This window comes from Ekhidna sp. (genome assembly GCF_963691765.1).
Lineage (GTDB): Bacteria > Bacteroidota > Bacteroidia > Cytophagales > Cyclobacteriaceae > Ekhidna.
Genome location: NZ_OY829375.1, coordinates 2,806,750 through 2,822,500, shown reverse-complemented (window position 1 = coordinate 2,822,500; position 15,751 = coordinate 2,806,750). Strand labels below are relative to the sequence as shown.

Here is a 15,751-nt window from a genome sequence, read left to right as displayed (position 1 = left end):
CTAGTGCTTTATCTATAAGCTTATGCGTGGGAAGTATTAGTTGTGCTTTGTTCGATAGCACTAAAGTCTTAGTAGCATCAACTCCGAAAGGCTCTAGGTCATTAATCTCTCTTTCAAATACAATCGGATCAAGTACTACTCCATTTCCAATAATATTTAATATGCCTTGATGAAAGATACCTGAAGGGATTTGATGAAGCACATGCTTTTTACCATCAAACTCTAAAGTATGCCCTGCATTTGGCCCGCCCTGGAAGCGAGCAACTATATCATATTTTGGTGCAAGAAAATCAACTACTTTCCCCTTACCCTCGTCTCCCCACTGAAGACCTAAGAGTACATCTACTTTTGACATTTATATTATTTGATTTTTTGGAGTGCTTCTTCTTCTGATTCCACAATATTAAATATTGCTTGGAGTTTAGTCATAATAAGGAGTTTATTGACATGGTCAGATGGCTTTATTACATAAAGGTCACCATTCTTATTTCTGAATTTGGTTAATAGCGTAATTAATACACCAATACCACTACTATTTATATATCGAACCTCACCAATATTTAATAAACAATGAGTAACCCCAGTAGCTATAGCATCATTTGCTAGTTCGACTACTTCCGGCCCATTATTTTCTCCTATTAGGTCTCCTTCAAAATTTAGCTTGAGAATATTATTGTTTATCTCCTGAGTATACTTCATTAAACTTAAGATGCTATTTTATTTTGGCAATTTTCTTTTTGACAGCTTGCATAAAGAATCAACGAGTGATGCATTACTTTGAATTGTAAAAGTTGACCAACGGTAGTTTGGATGTTGTGAATTCTTGGATCACAAAATTCGTGAACTTTATTGCAATCTGTGCAAATTAGGTGATCATGCTGACGAAATCCATATGCTCTCTCAAATTGAGCTAAATTTTTACCAAACTGATGTTTAGTCACCAAATCACAATCTACCAGTAGATCTAATGTATTATATACAGTAGCTCTACTTACTCTATAATTCTTATCCTTCATACTTACATATAAGGATTCGACATCAAAGTGCCCTTCTCTGTCATAAATCTCTTCGAGTATTGCAAATCGTTCTGGCGTCTTACGTAAATTCTTATTCTCAAGATGAGCTTGAAATATTTTCTTTACCTCATCCATGATGTTCTGTCCCTGCATAGCGCAAATATAATTTAAGGTATTATTAAAAGGTTGGAATCAATTGGATCTACTAACCTTTACTACACCATTCACTTTCTCTAACTTCTTAACTAAAGTATCAAGATGTGAGGTGTCCTCAACATATAAGCGAATATTCCCTTCAAAAATTCCACCTTCTGTATTAATTGAAAGTGATCGCATATTTACTTTCAACTCTTCAGATATGATATTGGATACATCACTAACCAAGCCTAAGCGATCTGTACCTATGATAGAAAGTGTGGCTTCAAAGGAATGCTTTCTTGATGATGCCCATTTAGCCTTTATAATTCGATAGCCATAGTTAGAAAGGAGCTCTGCGGCATTAGGACATGTTGTCCTGTGGATTTTAATTCCATCACTAACTGTAACGAATCCAAACACATCATCTCCAGCTATCGGATTGCAGCATTTGGCAAATTTGTAATCTATAATATCTAGATCCTCTCCCAGCAACAGTAAATCACTATCAGTTTTGCGAACCCTACTTAGTTTTTCTTCTACATCCTTGGCTCCCTGAACAGATGATTCTGTTTTTGAGATTTTGCTTTCTGACTTTACAAATGACTTTATTAAGGAGTGGTCAATTTTCCCAACACCAACAAGATAAAGAAGATCTGATGGGGATTTTACGTTAAAGTAGTGAGCGATCTCTTCAAGAACGGTTTGCTGATAATCAATTTTCAGTTGTTTCAGTTTGCGTTTTACAATCTCACGCCCCTCATCTATAAATACTTTACGCTCTTCCTTGAGTGCATCTTTTATTTTGGATTTGGCTTTTGAGCTTACAACATATTGAAGCCAACTTTCATTAGGCTTCTGCTTACTTGAAGTTAAGATCTCTACTTGATCTCCATTTTTTAATTCAAAGTTTAAAGGAACTAACTTCTGATTTACCTTGGCTCCGAGGCAATGTTCTCCAATTTCAGTATGGATATCGAATGCGAAATCAAGAGCCGTTGCACCTTGTGGTAGCGTTTTTAAATCTCCTTTAGGTGTGAAAACAAAAACCTCATCGCTATATAAATTCGATCTGAAGTCATCAACAAATTCAATCGCATTGGCATTATTCTGCTCTAAGATCTCTCGAACTTTGGTAATCCACATTTCCAAACCAGTCTCATCAGAAGACTTACCGTCTTTATATTTCCAATGAGCTGCGTAGCCCTTTTCAGCAATCTCATCCATTCTTGTTGTTCTGACCTGAACTTCTACCCACTGTCCCTTGTCACTCATTACTGTAGTATGAAGAGATTCATACCCATTTGCCTTTGGAATACTGATCCAATCTCTTAATCTATCTGGATTTGGTTGATAATAGTCTGTTACTAAAGAATAAACTTGCCAACAAAGCGCCTTTTCATCCTTATAGGGAACATTAAGTATAATTCTAATTGCAAAGAGATCGTACACCTCGCTGAAGGGTACATTCTGCTTTTTCATCTTATTCCATATTGAATGAATAGATTTAGGCCTTCCCTTTATTTCATATTCAACATTGAGGGAATTAAGTTTATCCTTTATTGGACGAATGAAATTCCTAATAAACTTATTTCTTGAATCCTTAGTCTCATTGATTTTACCAGAAATGTCATTGTAAACTTCAGGCTCTGAGTATTTAAGGTATAAATCCTCCAACTCGGACTTAAAAGCATAAAGCCCTAGCCTATGTGCGAGTGGTGCATATAAGTAAATGGTTTCATTCGCAATTTTCAACTGCTTATTCCTCGGCATACTTTCCAAGGTTCTCATATTATGGAGACGATCAGCAAGTTTTATAAGTATCACCCTTACATCATCAGAAAGAGTGAGCAGCATTTTTCTGAAATTTTCCGCTTGTTGAGAACTCCCCTGATCAAATACTCCGGAAATTTTAGTCAGTCCATCAATGATGACTGCCACTTTTTTTCCAAATAGCCTTTCTATATCCTCTAATTCATAATCGGTATCTTCAACAACGTCATGTAGAAGTGCTGCTATTATTGATGTAGTTCCAAGACCTATTTCTGAAATACAAATCTCTGCTACCTCCAGTGGATGAAAAATATAAGGCTCTCCTGATCTTCTACGCATTCCACTATGAGCTTCCATGGATGTGTAAAAGGCTTTTTTAATAAGTTTAGCGTCGCCTTCCTTAAGAATAGGTTTGGCTTTTCTAAGCAATCGCCTATAGCGTCTTATTATCTCTTTTTTTTCTGATTCTAAATCTTCCTCTACGACCATAATAATTTTACAAAATTAATCCCTTGTTGAATCAAAAATATTACCTACTTTTGCAATCCGATTTTCAGAGCAAGAAAAAGTTCTGGCAACGAAAACTGCGGATGTGGCGAAATTGGTAGACGCACTAGACTTAGGATCTAGCGCCGCGAGGCATGGGGGTTCGAGTCCCTCCATCCGCACTGAAAAACAACCCTCTTTCCGAGACCCGATAAACGGGACGAGTAAGAGGGTTTTTATTTTATAAACACCAAACAATAGTACGTTGGATATAACTTTTGACAAAATAGAAAAAACACAAGGTGTAATTAAAATTAGCGTAAACAGATCTGATTTTCAACCTGGTGTAGATCAAAAAATCAAAGAGTACAGCAAGACTGCTAACATTAAAGGATTTCGTCAAGGTAAAGTACCTACTGGCATGATCAAAAAGATGTATGGCAATGCACTAATAGTTGATGAAATCAACAAGTTGGTATCTGAAAAGTTAAATGCTTACTTAAGAGAAGGCGAAACTCAATTTCTTGGCGAACCGCTTCCGGTAGAAACTGATCAGGAGTTTGATTGGGAAAATCAAGAATCTTTTGAATTTCAATATGAAATAGGATTTGCCGATGATTTCGATGTAAAAGTTGACAAGAAGGTAAAGCTTGACAAATACTTCATTAATGTAGACGATAAAGTGATCGATGAAACAATTGAAAACTTACAGCGTCAATTTGGTGAGACGGAGAATCCTGAGGTTTCGTCTGAGAAAGATACACTTTACGGACAGGTTAAATCAAAAGATGGCGAACTGGATCAGGAAATCAGCATAGACCTCAGAGATTTAGAAAAAAGCGCTTTAAAGAAAATGGTAGGGATCAAGAATGGTGCTGAAGTGGAAATAGATCCAAAGAAAAGCTTTAAGCATGAAAATGCGCTTAAAAATCAATTAAGATTAAATGACGAGGAATTCAAGAAATTGAAGAAGTTGTCATTTACCCTCAAAGCAATCAATCATCACAAACTTGCTCCAGTTAATCAAGAGCTCTTCGATAAAACCTTTGGTAAGGATACTATAAAGGATGAAGCAGGATTTCGTGATCGTGTGAAAGAAATTGTAACACAGAATTATACAGCTGAATCAGATAAATTTTTCGATCATCAAGTAAGAGAGAAATTAACAGAATCTGCTAAAATCAGCTTACCTGACGAATTCTTGAAGAAATGGTTGATAAGAACCAATGAGAATATCACTCCAGAACTTATGGAGTTAGAATATGAAGCATACTCGAAAGAGTTAAAGTGGTCATTGATTCGAAATCAAATAGTTAAGAGCCAGGAAATAAAGGTTGAGCACGAGGACGTGACAAATGAGGCGAAAGAACTAATAAAGAAACAATTTGCTGGTTCTGGAATGGGAAATCAGATGGATGATCAATTAGATACATTCGCTGACAATTACCTGCAAGGTGAGAATGGTGAGAATTACATGAAGGTTTTCAATCAAGTACAGTCTAACAAAGTACTTGATCATGTGAAAAACGAAGTGACAGTTAAAGAGAAGACAGTATCTCTTGATGAATTTAGAAAACTGTGATTTTGAACCAAATGATATCATTTTGAGTTTTGAAAGAGTCCTGTAACTAGGACTTTTTTATTTTTACACCTTATACTTTAACTTATTGAAATGATAAATACTGAGGAATTCAGAAAATTCGCCGTTAAAGGGCAAAATATAAGCGGTTCAACCGTCGACAGTTACGTTCAACATGTTGAAAACATGACGCGAGCAGTAATCGAAGAAAGACCAACAAATTTCAGAGAAATTGATGTGTTTTCTAGACTCATAATGGATCGAATCATATTTCTCGGAATGCAGGTAGAGGAAAACATTGCAAACATTATCACTGCACAACTGTTATTCCTCGAATCTGTTGATTCTAAAAAAGATATACTCCTATATGTAAATAGCCCTGGGGGTTCTGTTTATGCAGGACTTGGGATGTACGACACTATGCAGTACGTAAATCCAGATGTTGCTACTATTTGTACCGGTATGGCTGCTTCGATGGGTGCGGTATTATTATCAGGTGGTGCTCCAGGAAAAAGATCAGCTCTACCACACGCAAGAGTTATGATACACCAACCAAGTGGAGGAATGCAGGGTCAATCAAGAGATATGGAGATTACGCTAAAGCAAATGCAAGAGCTTAGAAAGGATCTTTATAATATCTTGTCAAAACATTCAGGAAAATCTCTTAAGGATATTGAACAAGATTCAGATCGTGACTATTGGATGCGTGCGTCTGAAGCAAAAGAATATGGCCTCATTGATGAGGTGTTAGTGAAAAATTAAAAATCATGGCTCAGGTTACTTGTAGTTTTTGCGGTAGAAATAAGAAAGATGTAGATCTAATGATCTCTGGAATACATGCACACATCTGTGATAAGTGTATTGCTCAGGCTCAGCAGATATTGAATGAAGAACTAAAAACTACGTCTGAGAATGAAAGTCCAAACTTTAAGCTCATCAAGCCTGCGGATATGAAATCGCATCTTGATGAGTTTGTTATAGGTCAAGATGAAGCAAAGAAATTCATCTCGGTTGCAGTTTACAATCACTACAAACGATTGATGCAAAAGGATGATAAAGATGATGTGGTGATTGAAAAATCTAACATCATTATGGTAGGGCAAACTGGTACAGGTAAAACTTATCTTGCAAGAACGCTCGCCAAAATCCTTCAAGTTCCTTTTTGTATTGCAGACGCTACTGTATTGACTGAGGCGGGGTATGTAGGTGAAGATGTAGAAAGTATTCTAACTCGATTACTTCAGTCTGCTAATTATGATGTAGAAGCTGCAGAAAGAGGCATCGTTTACATAGACGAAATTGATAAGATTGCGCGAAAGTCTGACAACCCATCTATAACTCGAGATGTAAGTGGCGAAGGAGTTCAACAAGCACTACTGAAATTGTTAGAAGGAACGACAGTAAATGTCCCACCTCAAGGTGGTAGAAAGCATCCAGATCAAAAAATGATCAACGTAAATACTGAAAACATCCTATTTATATGTGGTGGTGCCTTCGATGGAATAGAAAGACATATTGCTAATAGATTAAACACCCGACCAATTGGATTTGCTAACGATAATGAATTCAACTCTGGTGTTATTGACAAGGAAAACTTGCTTCAATATATCACTGCGCAAGACATTAAGAGTTTTGGTCTGATTCCTGAATTGATAGGACGTCTTCCTGTTTTAACACACCTTGATCCATTAAACAATGAGGCTCTGAAACAAATCCTTACAGCTCCTAAGAATGCACTAGTAAAACAATACACGAAGTTATTCGACATGGAAGATGTGAAGTTAGAACTTCAGGACGATGCTTTGGATTACATTGTAGAGAAAGCCATGGAATTCAAACTGGGTGCTCGTGGATTAAGATCTATCTGTGAGGCTATCGTAACTGATGCGATGTTTGAATTACCATCTAATAAAGAGATTAAAGAAATGGTGATTGATAGAGCTTATGCTGCGGAGAAGTTTGAAAAATCTAAGTTCAATAAGCTTAGAGCAGCTTAAGCCACATCTTCTTCTATCCATTCTACAATATCACGCGCAGTTTCTCTAATTACTGGTCCTGTTCCCACTTTTTCTTTGAAACGTTGATATGCCGTAAGCATTGATGCGCAATATTCATGATCGTTTAAAATCAATTGTATTTCATCAATAATATCTTCAATTTGGTTTGAAGAAAAGCTTCTCAGCAAGCCCTCATCAAGCAGCTCGTTAATAATTAATGCCTTTGATTTTCTTAATCCTAAAAAACCAATATTGCTGGAGATTGTTATTTGAGGACAATTTAAAAGGGTTGATGCAATGGAATTCAATTCAGAATCCACTATACAAATAGCAGAATTTTTCAATTGATCCAATTGACTGGATACAAAATCTACCTTTTCAAGATTTTGAAGTTTATTTATATCTATTCCATTTCTATAAATGGACCAAGTGCAATCTACTTTTCGGGAAGCTTCCCTAACAAGTTTGGCTACTTTGTCTAAGTTTCTCTTACTAGTCAATGATATTCCAATTACTGGAAGATCAGATGTTTGTTCCTCGAAGTTGTGTTTTCGAATAACGTCATTAAAAAAATGACCAATATGAATATTTTTCTTAGAATACGAAGGAAGATCAGTATATACTCGATCAAATGAATTCAATGCCTTAATGTTAATCTTCTTTCCTTCTTTAAAATTAGTAGTGACTTGAATAAAACACTTTTTACAATCCGAAAGAAAAGCATTATTAAAATCATCCCCTATCACTAGAATAAGATCATAGCTTCTTTTCAATTTGCTTTTCTTAATAGGTTTTTTCGAGCACTTTAGATCGGCTTCTTCGTAGGAAATAACCTGACCTGATTGGTTCAAATCTATTTCTGCCCTGACATCAAATCTTAATATTTCAGAAAGAAGTAATGATGCATACTCGACAGCAACCTCAGAAGTAATATTGACAAGATATCTCATTGATCTCCGTAATAGTCGACGAAGTTTCTTGGTGTTTCATAAAGTCTTAAGTGATAGAGCTTTGCTTTTGGAGCAATTCGCGAAATTCCAGGTTCTAATATTTTCCAAAACTCCAAAATTAAATTTTCACAGCTTGCCATCTTATCTTTCATAAACGGCACATCAAGATTAAGATTTTTGTGATCGACCTTATCAATAATCTCAGTCTTAATTAAGTTGCTAAGTTGCTTAAGATCGATAACGAAGCCGGTTTCTGAATCTGGCAGACCTTTTACTCCTACAATTAATTCAAAGTTATGCCCATGCCAATTTTCATTCGCACATGGCCCAAATACTTCTATATTTTTCTCTTCAGACCAATTTGGGTTATATAGCTTATGTGCTGCATTAAAATGCTCTTTCCTATAGACAACTAACATGTTACAAAGATATGCGCGATAAGAAATAAAAAAGCCCTTCTTAGAAGGGCTTAGTTATAAATATTTCTAAATCTTATAATTCTTAAATCAGTGATTGAGTGAACTTAACTAGATCAATCATCTTCTCGTCCTTTTTAAATTTCACTTTGTTTTTCTTGATGAAATTCATGATTTCACTCTTCTTATCAGGGAAAAGCTCAACATAATCATTTTTACTCGGAATAGGTTCTACAATTGAATTCGTCTGAATGTAATACACTCTTGACTCGATAAATTCCGCTTTACCTGAAGAAGCATTGTAGCCATTATTTTCAGGAGCTTCCTTAATTGTTTTCTCAATTTTCTTATACAGCGTAATATTCTCAGATTTAGTTATTCTAAGAAGATAGCCCTGATAAGGAATATGTTCAAACAAGTAGCTTTTTCCAAGCTCATCATTAAATTGAAAATAGTGCACTTTTTCTCTGGCAATTGCTCTTTCATCACCATCTTCGGTTAAAAAGAATAATTGATCTGTATATGGAGCATATTTGATTTTTACATTTGGATATACACTACCCAATTTGGTTTTAATCTCTCCGACATACCAGTCATCAAAAAAGTACGGGCTGCCTTTAATATCTTCGGCGCTTCCAGACTCCCACAAACCGCGATTGTTACGGTTAGGATCAAGTATATCACCTATTCTGCCATCTTGGGCATTTGAAATGATTGATATCAATAAAAGTGCAATAGTGAATATTCTGGTTTTTATCATTTTATTCCTCTTCAGTCCAGTTTAACAATTTTTCTTAAGGTAGTACTTCTACCGTCATTAACTCTAACAAAAAACAGGCCACCTTCTAAAGAAGATAAGTCAACCTGCGTCTCATTTTGGTTTGTTTCTACCTTCTTAACAACTCTTCCGCTTAAATCCATTATCTCAATACTATAAACTGAATTAATTTCAGTTACAACAGAAATATTCCCCTTGGTAGGGTTTGGATAAACTTTAAAATTATTTTTTTCAACTGTACTTGTAAGAACTGGAGTTACTTCAGCTATTTCAGATAAAGAAGATTCGCCTACACTATTTACATTTCTTCCTCTATACCGAATTGACTCTACTTCTTCAATTGTAAAGTCCGTATCAGTGTATTCTGTTTGTGATGGATCCAGTGTAACGAGTTCTTCAAACGCTCCATTATCTATGCTTCTTTCGATAATTACACTTCTACTATTCACAGCAGAATTGGCCCAACGAAGAAGAACACCTTCATTTTCGAATTTCCCTCTAAAAAATTCTAATGAATCCAGTGAGAAATCAGGTATTACGTGAACACGGTCTATGTATAGATTATTTCCATTACCACTCTGACTTTGTATTACAGGTGTAATCGACGACAAATCCTTATATCCGGAAATATCAGTTTTTACAATTGTGGTAGATATTGTTGACCACTCATCGTCTGTGGGAATAAAGAAAATATTGCTACCGGCAGAAGTCGTCCTAAGTTCCTCACCACCAATTTTTTCAAGCTGATTTATTTCCTGATCACAATCTAACTTATAGCCTATGAGTAGTGTATCATAAGCTAGTACGCTAACGCCATCTTCAAAAATGCTATGTGTATAAGCATATGAGAACTCAATGGTCAAAGAATTTATATCGTTAAGATCAATTGAACTAAGATTTAAGTCATCATACTGAGGGAGCAATTCAGCACCATAATTGTAATTATTCACAAAATAAGAACCACTACCTTCATCTACAGAACTGCTATTGTATTCCCACGAAGTACCCGAATCGTCATTATCAATAGTCCATTTGCTCGGGATATCCTCAACATTGAAGGTATTCAAAGTAGTATCTTGAATAAGATTCTCAAAAGGATCTTTTACGAGGATGTAATTTTCACGAGTAATAATTGACTCCTCACCAGAATCATTCGTTACAGTCAATGTGACGTCATAAAATCCAGGTTCATCATATGTAACAAATACGTTTCTTGCAGTTGAAGATTCTTTATCGCTTCCAGGGAAACTCCAATTTCTCGAAGAGCCAGTTGATGTCTCATCTGTAAATTTTACTATCAAAGGAGCGCATCCCACTCTTACATCTGATACAAATGCAGCGGTGAAATTTTCATAAATAAGATTTAAGTAATTTCTTCCTTGCTCCATGCCGTCTCTAATTCTTTCGAATTGACCGGCAGACATTGAAGTCCTACAACTGTTTGGTGCATATGACATTATGTTACTTGGATCAGGGCCAAAAGCCTGTCCATTTGCATCTACTGCAGAGCCGGTATAAGAACAACCGCTTACTTGTCCTGATAAATTAGGATCTGCTGCTGTATCGCAAAGATCATCTCCAGCCACTGTACAATTTGCACCAGCACCACGAGTTACTAATTCATCTGTGGTTCCATTATTGGTCTTACCATGTGTATGATATAGCGTGAAGTAATGACCTAATTCATGGGCAGTTGTGCCGAATTCATTATCTGCACAAGCCGTAGCTAAGAAAACACGATCAGCACTTGGAGGGAATCTTGTGTATCCACAGAGTTGAGATCCACCACTTGTTAAATTGTTTGATACATAAATGTTAATAACACCTGGCTTATCTCTTGAGGCAGCAAGTTCATTTTCTTGAGAGCTATCCAAGTTATAAAAGTTATCATTTGCAACGATAATCGGATCACTTACCTCAAAAAATGTCATCCCTGCTGCAGCATAGATATCGTTAACTTCGTCGATAAGACTAGCAGTTCTAGATGTCTCTAAACCACCGCTATTATCTGAATTTCTTAATAAAAAGAACTGTACGGGCACTCTAACAGGTGCGAAATTATTTACAGCTCTATTTGAGGGAGAAGTACGAACTCTACTAAAAGAATTCATGAAATCAATCTGCTCTTGCGTTGCTTCGGTACCACACCCCAGATCAGGGGAAGTTTGTCCGATCAAACTGAAACAAGTAACTAATAATAAAACTTTAAAACCTAACCTCATCATAATACTAAAGTCTAAAATCAAAAAAAGGGCCATAATCTACTATGGCCCTTTTTAACAATTATTTATTATCTATTGTTCCGGTAGAGGAGTAGTTAACGTATGCAACACTCCATTTATAGCTGTAACATCAGCATTTGCTGGAGAAATTGCAGCTACATCATCACCATCATCAGTTAAAAATCCAAACTGACTAGTCACATTTGTACCATCATCAGCTGTTACAGTTACTAATCGTAATGTACCACCATCTCTAGTTGATAATTCAAGACCTTCCTCTAAATCCAGTCCGAATAACAACGAAGTAATGATGTGACGATCAATTACTGCTTGCAAAGTAGCAACATCAACAGCATCAATATTTGCAATTAAATCAGCAAAATCACCAGCTGCTATTGTACTTTCATCAACTGTTCCACCGTTCGTTAGTGCAGTTCTAAAGTCAGCTTCTAAGTCACTATCCTGAACAGCTAAATATGTAACACCATCAAGACTATCAAGCTCTAAGAATGTCAAAGAAGCCATAAATAGAGATAATGTATCATTTGCAGGTGTCGCAGCAACGTCTGCATCGTATACGCTAACAATATCCATTTCAGGAAGAGGAATCAAGCCTGTTCCACCTAACATTGTCACGCTACCAGCATACGTTTCAGCATCCTGAATACATGCATCACCACCACAAGTAGCAGCGATAGTTACGTTTCCAGTTTCACCGTAAACAGAGATTGCATCAGAATCAATAGCTTCAGTTGAAGCGATGAAATAAGAACCACCTCCAATAGCAGTAACTCTAGTTCCTGTTGAACCTGAAAAATCCACATCACCTTCAAAGATGTATTGATCCAACTCTGCTTGAGTAGAACCACCAGCATATCCGAATGGTGCGATTACAGAGTAAGCTGTCTCGCCATCTGCATCACCACTTAATAATGTAGCATAATCGAATGTAGATGCATCCATAGCAGTGAAGAAAGCTCCAAAGAAGCCTTGTACACCATTAGGATCATCAACAGCTACTGTATTTCCTAATGCTTCATAAACATAAGCTTCAGGGAAAAGTACATTATCAACGATATGAATAGTACCGTTCGTAGCTAAAGAGTTAACAGTTTCTGAATCAGAAGTAGATCCACCAGGAATCTCTACAGAAGCAGTACCAGGCTCAACATCTAAATCAAAACCTCTAGCAGTTCCTGCACCACCATTAGCAGTATATACTCTGCTGTCTGCAAGATCAAGCGTTAAGAATCTACCAGCAACCACATGATTTTGAAGAATCTCAGTAAGTTCTTCATCAGTAGTAGCGGCATCTAATGTCGCAAAATCAGCGAAACCAGCAGCAGCGAAAGCTGCATCGGTTGGAGCAAATACTGTAAACTCAGTAGTTCCACTTAATGTAGCATCAAGACCTGTAGCCTGTAGTGCTGCATTTAGTATAGTAAACTCAGGAGTAGTCGCATCAGCAGCAGCATTTGCAACTATTGTAGCAATGTTATCCTGAGGGAAATCTAGAATCGGGAAGCTCAACACGTGAACGATTCCGTTTGTACTCCAATTAGTACCTACAGAAATAGCTCCTTGTGCGTTGAAGAATCCACCTTCAGAAACATATACAAGTTCACCACCTTCAGTTGTCAGATTTTGCTTAGTCAATTGATCTTCTGTCATCATACCACTGAAGGTATGATTATCGATCAGTGTTGTAAGGAAATCTACATCTGCAGCTTCTACAGTCAAGAAACCTCCATTTTGAAGGGCTGCTTGCATTGCAGAATTATCTAATGCTAGATAAGTTCTTTCTGTTGACTCATCAGATAGTCTTGAATCAAGACCAGTCTTCACAAGTGCAGCATAAAAAAGATCTACATCAGAAATTCTACCTTCAGTAAAAAGTCCCTCTGCATTTCCAGCATACTGAATAGCACTTGGGCTACTTTTATCATCTCCGCACGCACTCAATACTACAAGGAGTGCAACTGCGACAATATATTTTAACTTCTTCATATTATTCTGCTTGCTTTGTTAAAGTGAATTGGTATGGCCCAAATGTTGCCAAAGGACCTTCACACTTAATGGAGAAATTACCTTCGTTATAACTCGAAGTTTCGAAAGCGTAATCTCTGAAAAGTGCAACATTAGGTGCAGGCTCACTGAAAGATACTTGTCCAGGGCATGTCAAGAAAGTCATTACAAGACCATCATTGAAATACTGATTGAACCCGGCAGAGTTAGTAATAACAACCTTAGTACCTGTGTTATCTGTAGGATCTAATGCGATTTCAACTTGATAAGACTCACCGAAGAAATCTGCAAGTCCAAATGGAGCATTCACACCATCTGTAAAGTTTTCATCTACATCGTATACACCTACCCAATCAGCAATAGCAATCGGACAATCATCATCGATAATTGTTAATGCTAAAGTAGTGAATGGAGTAGCATCATTTAATCCTAACTCACCAGCACTGGTGTCAGTCAAGGTTACATTTATAACTCTGTCACCAGTAGCTACAACGTCATCCGCAATTGCTACAACAACGAAACCTCTTGATTGACCTGCAGGTATTGTAATAGTACCTTCATTACTGAAAGTAACTGTACCTGAAGCATCATCTCCTTCATCAAAGAAGTCAGAAGTTACAGCGTAAGTAGTAGTTGCAGTAAATCCAACTGTTGCTTCAGAACTGAAGTCCGTTCCTGTTCTAATAACAGCAATCTCAACAGTATTTTCACCTGTTACCGAAGTTGTTCCATCACCAGAAGAAACAACATTCGATGTTTCACTTACTTGTGAAGCGTTGGCAGGATCTAGGTAAACCCTAGTTGCACCTGTCAACTCAGCATTCACCAACTCACCAGCATCCTTTTCCTCACAAGCAATAACAGCGACTGCAAGAATGAGAACAAGGAATATTTTATTTAAAAAATTATATTCTTTCATATCTAGTCATATTTATTATTCGTAACCAGGATTCTGCGTTGTGATAGCAGGGTTTGCATCTAATTCAAATAATGGAATAGGTAACGTGAACCTAAAGTCATCATTATTGATTTCGCAAAGTCCAAAGTTTGCACACTCGCTATTAGGTCTTACAACATTAACACCCGCTTTTGGGCCTAACCTTTTCATATCTCTGTATCTGTGACCTTCAAATGCAAATTCGATTCTTCTTTCTTGAAGGATCGCTGCAAATGCGTTGGCTCTTGTAGAAACATTGACATCTGTAGAAGCACCTCTAGCACCTCTTAGTTCGTTAATGAATGTATTTACCTGACCGAATTGATTGTTAGAAGCAGCAGCTTCAGCTCTAATTAGAAGCATATCAGCTGATCTAAAGATTTTAAGGTCATTAAGTAGTGGCTGTCCACCAGAACCAGGGTACTTTCCTACAGGAAGTACAGCATAATCTGGAGCAGCTGACTCATCAATGTAAACCTCTCTTCTAACATCTCCCTCTGCCATTAAAGCAAATAGATCTGAACTAGCTACGAAATAAGGAGAACCATCAACAGTAGGATTTACGAAAGCGTAGTTTGCACCAGCCCATCCTCCTGCGAAAGCACTTCCAGTAGCACCTTGACCATCGTAAGGATCACCAACAGCTCTTTCAAGCTTAAAGATAACCTCAGTGTTATCTGCATCATCCCACATTGCTTCGAACTGGTCAGCATCTGCTATCGGATAGTCAGCTAGCAAGCTAGCAGCAGCAGCGTCAGCAGCAGCATAATCCTCCGTATAAACAGCAACCTTTGCAGTTAGTGCAGTAACGAAATCCTGACTTACTCTAGTCGCACTTGCGTCAACTGTTAGTAAACCAGCAGCAGTAGTCAAATCCGCATCAATTTGAGTCAAGAACTCCGCGCTAGTTGCACGAGGCAATTGCGTAGAAGTTTCTGGCACAAAGTTTAGTAGTAATGCAGAAAGCGCAGATCCGTCAGTGTAATCAGTAGTATAGTATGACCACAATTCGAATAACGCCCAAGCACGAAGTGCATAAGCTTCACCAATAACATTATTGTATGCATCTTGATCAGCTTCATCTGGAGTGATCAATTCAGCAGCAGCAATAACTCTATTAGCAGAGTTTAATGCATCATAATATGTCTGCCATAACGAAGAAGTAACAGCAGAACCTGTATTTACGATTCCAGAATATACCGCAACACCTTGTCCTCCATTGTCAGGACCGATTGCGATTTCATCTGTGAAGTTAGAAGCCCATTGGATTGAAGGTGTGTAATCAAACTGATTGTACGTACCTAATATACCAGACTCCAAATCTGTGACATCTTGGAAGGCAGCGTCAGCGCTCAGTCTTCCAACTTGGTCTATATCTATAGCCTCATTACAGCTTAAAGTAAGCGCAATGAAACCTAGAAAAATATATTTATTCAT

The 15,751-nt window shown here is 37.1% G+C and carries 14 protein-coding genes and 1 tRNA gene (1 of these 15 cut by a window edge); 4 read left to right on the top strand and 11 right to left on the bottom strand.

Annotated features, from left to right (window positions below; translation table 11 throughout):
- The 4 genes in view from ACY650_RS12780 to ACY650_RS12765 are tightly spaced (at most 39 nt apart) and all read right to left on the bottom strand, a layout consistent with a single transcriptional unit that may run on beyond the window.
- Positions 1-355, bottom strand: the start of a protein-coding gene (locus ACY650_RS12780; protein WP_462248024.1) for an adenylosuccinate synthase. The gene continues 911 nt to the left of window position 1, outside the view; only the first 355 of its 1,266 coding nucleotides appear in the window; it begins with the start codon at positions 353-355; its stop codon lies off the left edge, out of view.
- Positions 356-360: 5 nt separating this feature from the next.
- A complete protein-coding gene (locus ACY650_RS12775) occupies positions 361-699 on the bottom strand; it encodes an STAS domain-containing protein (RefSeq protein ID WP_462248023.1) in 339 nt (112 codons plus the stop codon).
- A 5-nt stretch (positions 700-704) separates the two neighbouring features.
- On the bottom strand, positions 705-1,169 hold the full coding sequence (locus tag ACY650_RS12770) for a Fur family transcriptional regulator (RefSeq protein ID WP_462248022.1): 465 nt from the start codon (positions 1,167-1,169) through the stop codon (positions 705-707).
- A 39-nt stretch (positions 1,170-1,208) separates the two neighbouring features.
- A complete protein-coding gene (locus ACY650_RS12765) occupies positions 1,209-3,413 on the bottom strand; it encodes a RelA/SpoT family protein (RefSeq protein WP_462248021.1) in 2,205 nt (734 codons plus the stop codon).
- Positions 3,414-3,510: 97 nt separating this feature from the next.
- Between ACY650_RS12765 and ACY650_RS12760 the strand changes: the two genes are divergently transcribed.
- From ACY650_RS12760 to clpX, 4 genes are all read left to right on the top strand, one after another.
- A tRNA-Leu gene (locus ACY650_RS12760) sits at positions 3,511-3,592 on the top strand.
- 83 nt (positions 3,593-3,675) lie between these two features.
- Entirely contained in the window at positions 3,676-4,992 is a 1,317-nt protein-coding gene (locus tag ACY650_RS12755) for a trigger factor (RefSeq protein ID WP_462248020.1), read from the top strand.
- Positions 4,993-5,082: 90 nt separating this feature from the next.
- A complete protein-coding gene (locus tag ACY650_RS12750; RefSeq protein WP_462248019.1) occupies positions 5,083-5,751 on the top strand; it encodes a ClpP family protease in 669 nt (222 codons plus the stop codon).
- 5 nt (positions 5,752-5,756) lie between these two features.
- A complete protein-coding gene (gene clpX / locus ACY650_RS12745) occupies positions 5,757-6,986 on the top strand; it encodes an ATP-dependent Clp protease ATP-binding subunit ClpX (protein ID WP_462248018.1) in 1,230 nt (409 codons plus the stop codon).
- Here the strand turns inward: clpX and ACY650_RS12740 are convergent.
- The 7 genes from ACY650_RS12740 to ACY650_RS12710 form a co-directional block, all read right to left on the bottom strand.
- Entirely contained in the window at positions 6,983-7,936 is a 954-nt protein-coding gene (locus ACY650_RS12740) for a hypothetical protein (protein ID WP_462248017.1), read from the bottom strand. The genes clpX and ACY650_RS12740 overlap by 4 nt on opposite strands.
- Positions 7,933-8,355: a 6-pyruvoyl trahydropterin synthase family protein gene (locus ACY650_RS12735; protein WP_462248015.1), complete on the bottom strand. Its 423-nt coding sequence runs from the start codon at positions 8,353-8,355 to the stop codon at positions 7,933-7,935. The genes ACY650_RS12740 and ACY650_RS12735 overlap by 4 nt, the downstream gene beginning before the upstream one ends.
- An 82-nt stretch (positions 8,356-8,437) precedes the next feature.
- Positions 8,438-9,112 (bottom strand): hypothetical protein, encoded by a 675-nt coding sequence (locus ACY650_RS12730; RefSeq protein WP_462248013.1) that lies wholly within the window; start codon positions 9,110-9,112, stop codon positions 8,438-8,440.
- An 11-nt stretch (positions 9,113-9,123) separates the two neighbouring features.
- On the bottom strand, positions 9,124-11,355 hold the full coding sequence (locus ACY650_RS12725) for a zinc-dependent metalloprotease (protein ID WP_462248011.1): 2,232 nt from the start codon (positions 11,353-11,355) through the stop codon (positions 9,124-9,126).
- A 69-nt stretch (positions 11,356-11,424) separates the two neighbouring features.
- Entirely contained in the window at positions 11,425-13,359 is a 1,935-nt protein-coding gene (locus ACY650_RS12720; protein WP_462248010.1) for a fasciclin domain-containing protein, read from the bottom strand.
- 1 nt (position 13,360) lies between these two features.
- Positions 13,361-14,296, bottom strand: coding sequence for a hypothetical protein (locus ACY650_RS12715; protein ID WP_462248008.1), 936 nt, complete (start codon positions 14,294-14,296; stop codon positions 13,361-13,363).
- A gap of 15 nt (positions 14,297-14,311) precedes the next feature.
- Complete coding sequence (locus tag ACY650_RS12710; RefSeq protein ID WP_462248006.1) at positions 14,312-15,751, bottom strand: RagB/SusD family nutrient uptake outer membrane protein; 1,440 nt, start codon at positions 15,749-15,751, stop codon at positions 14,312-14,314.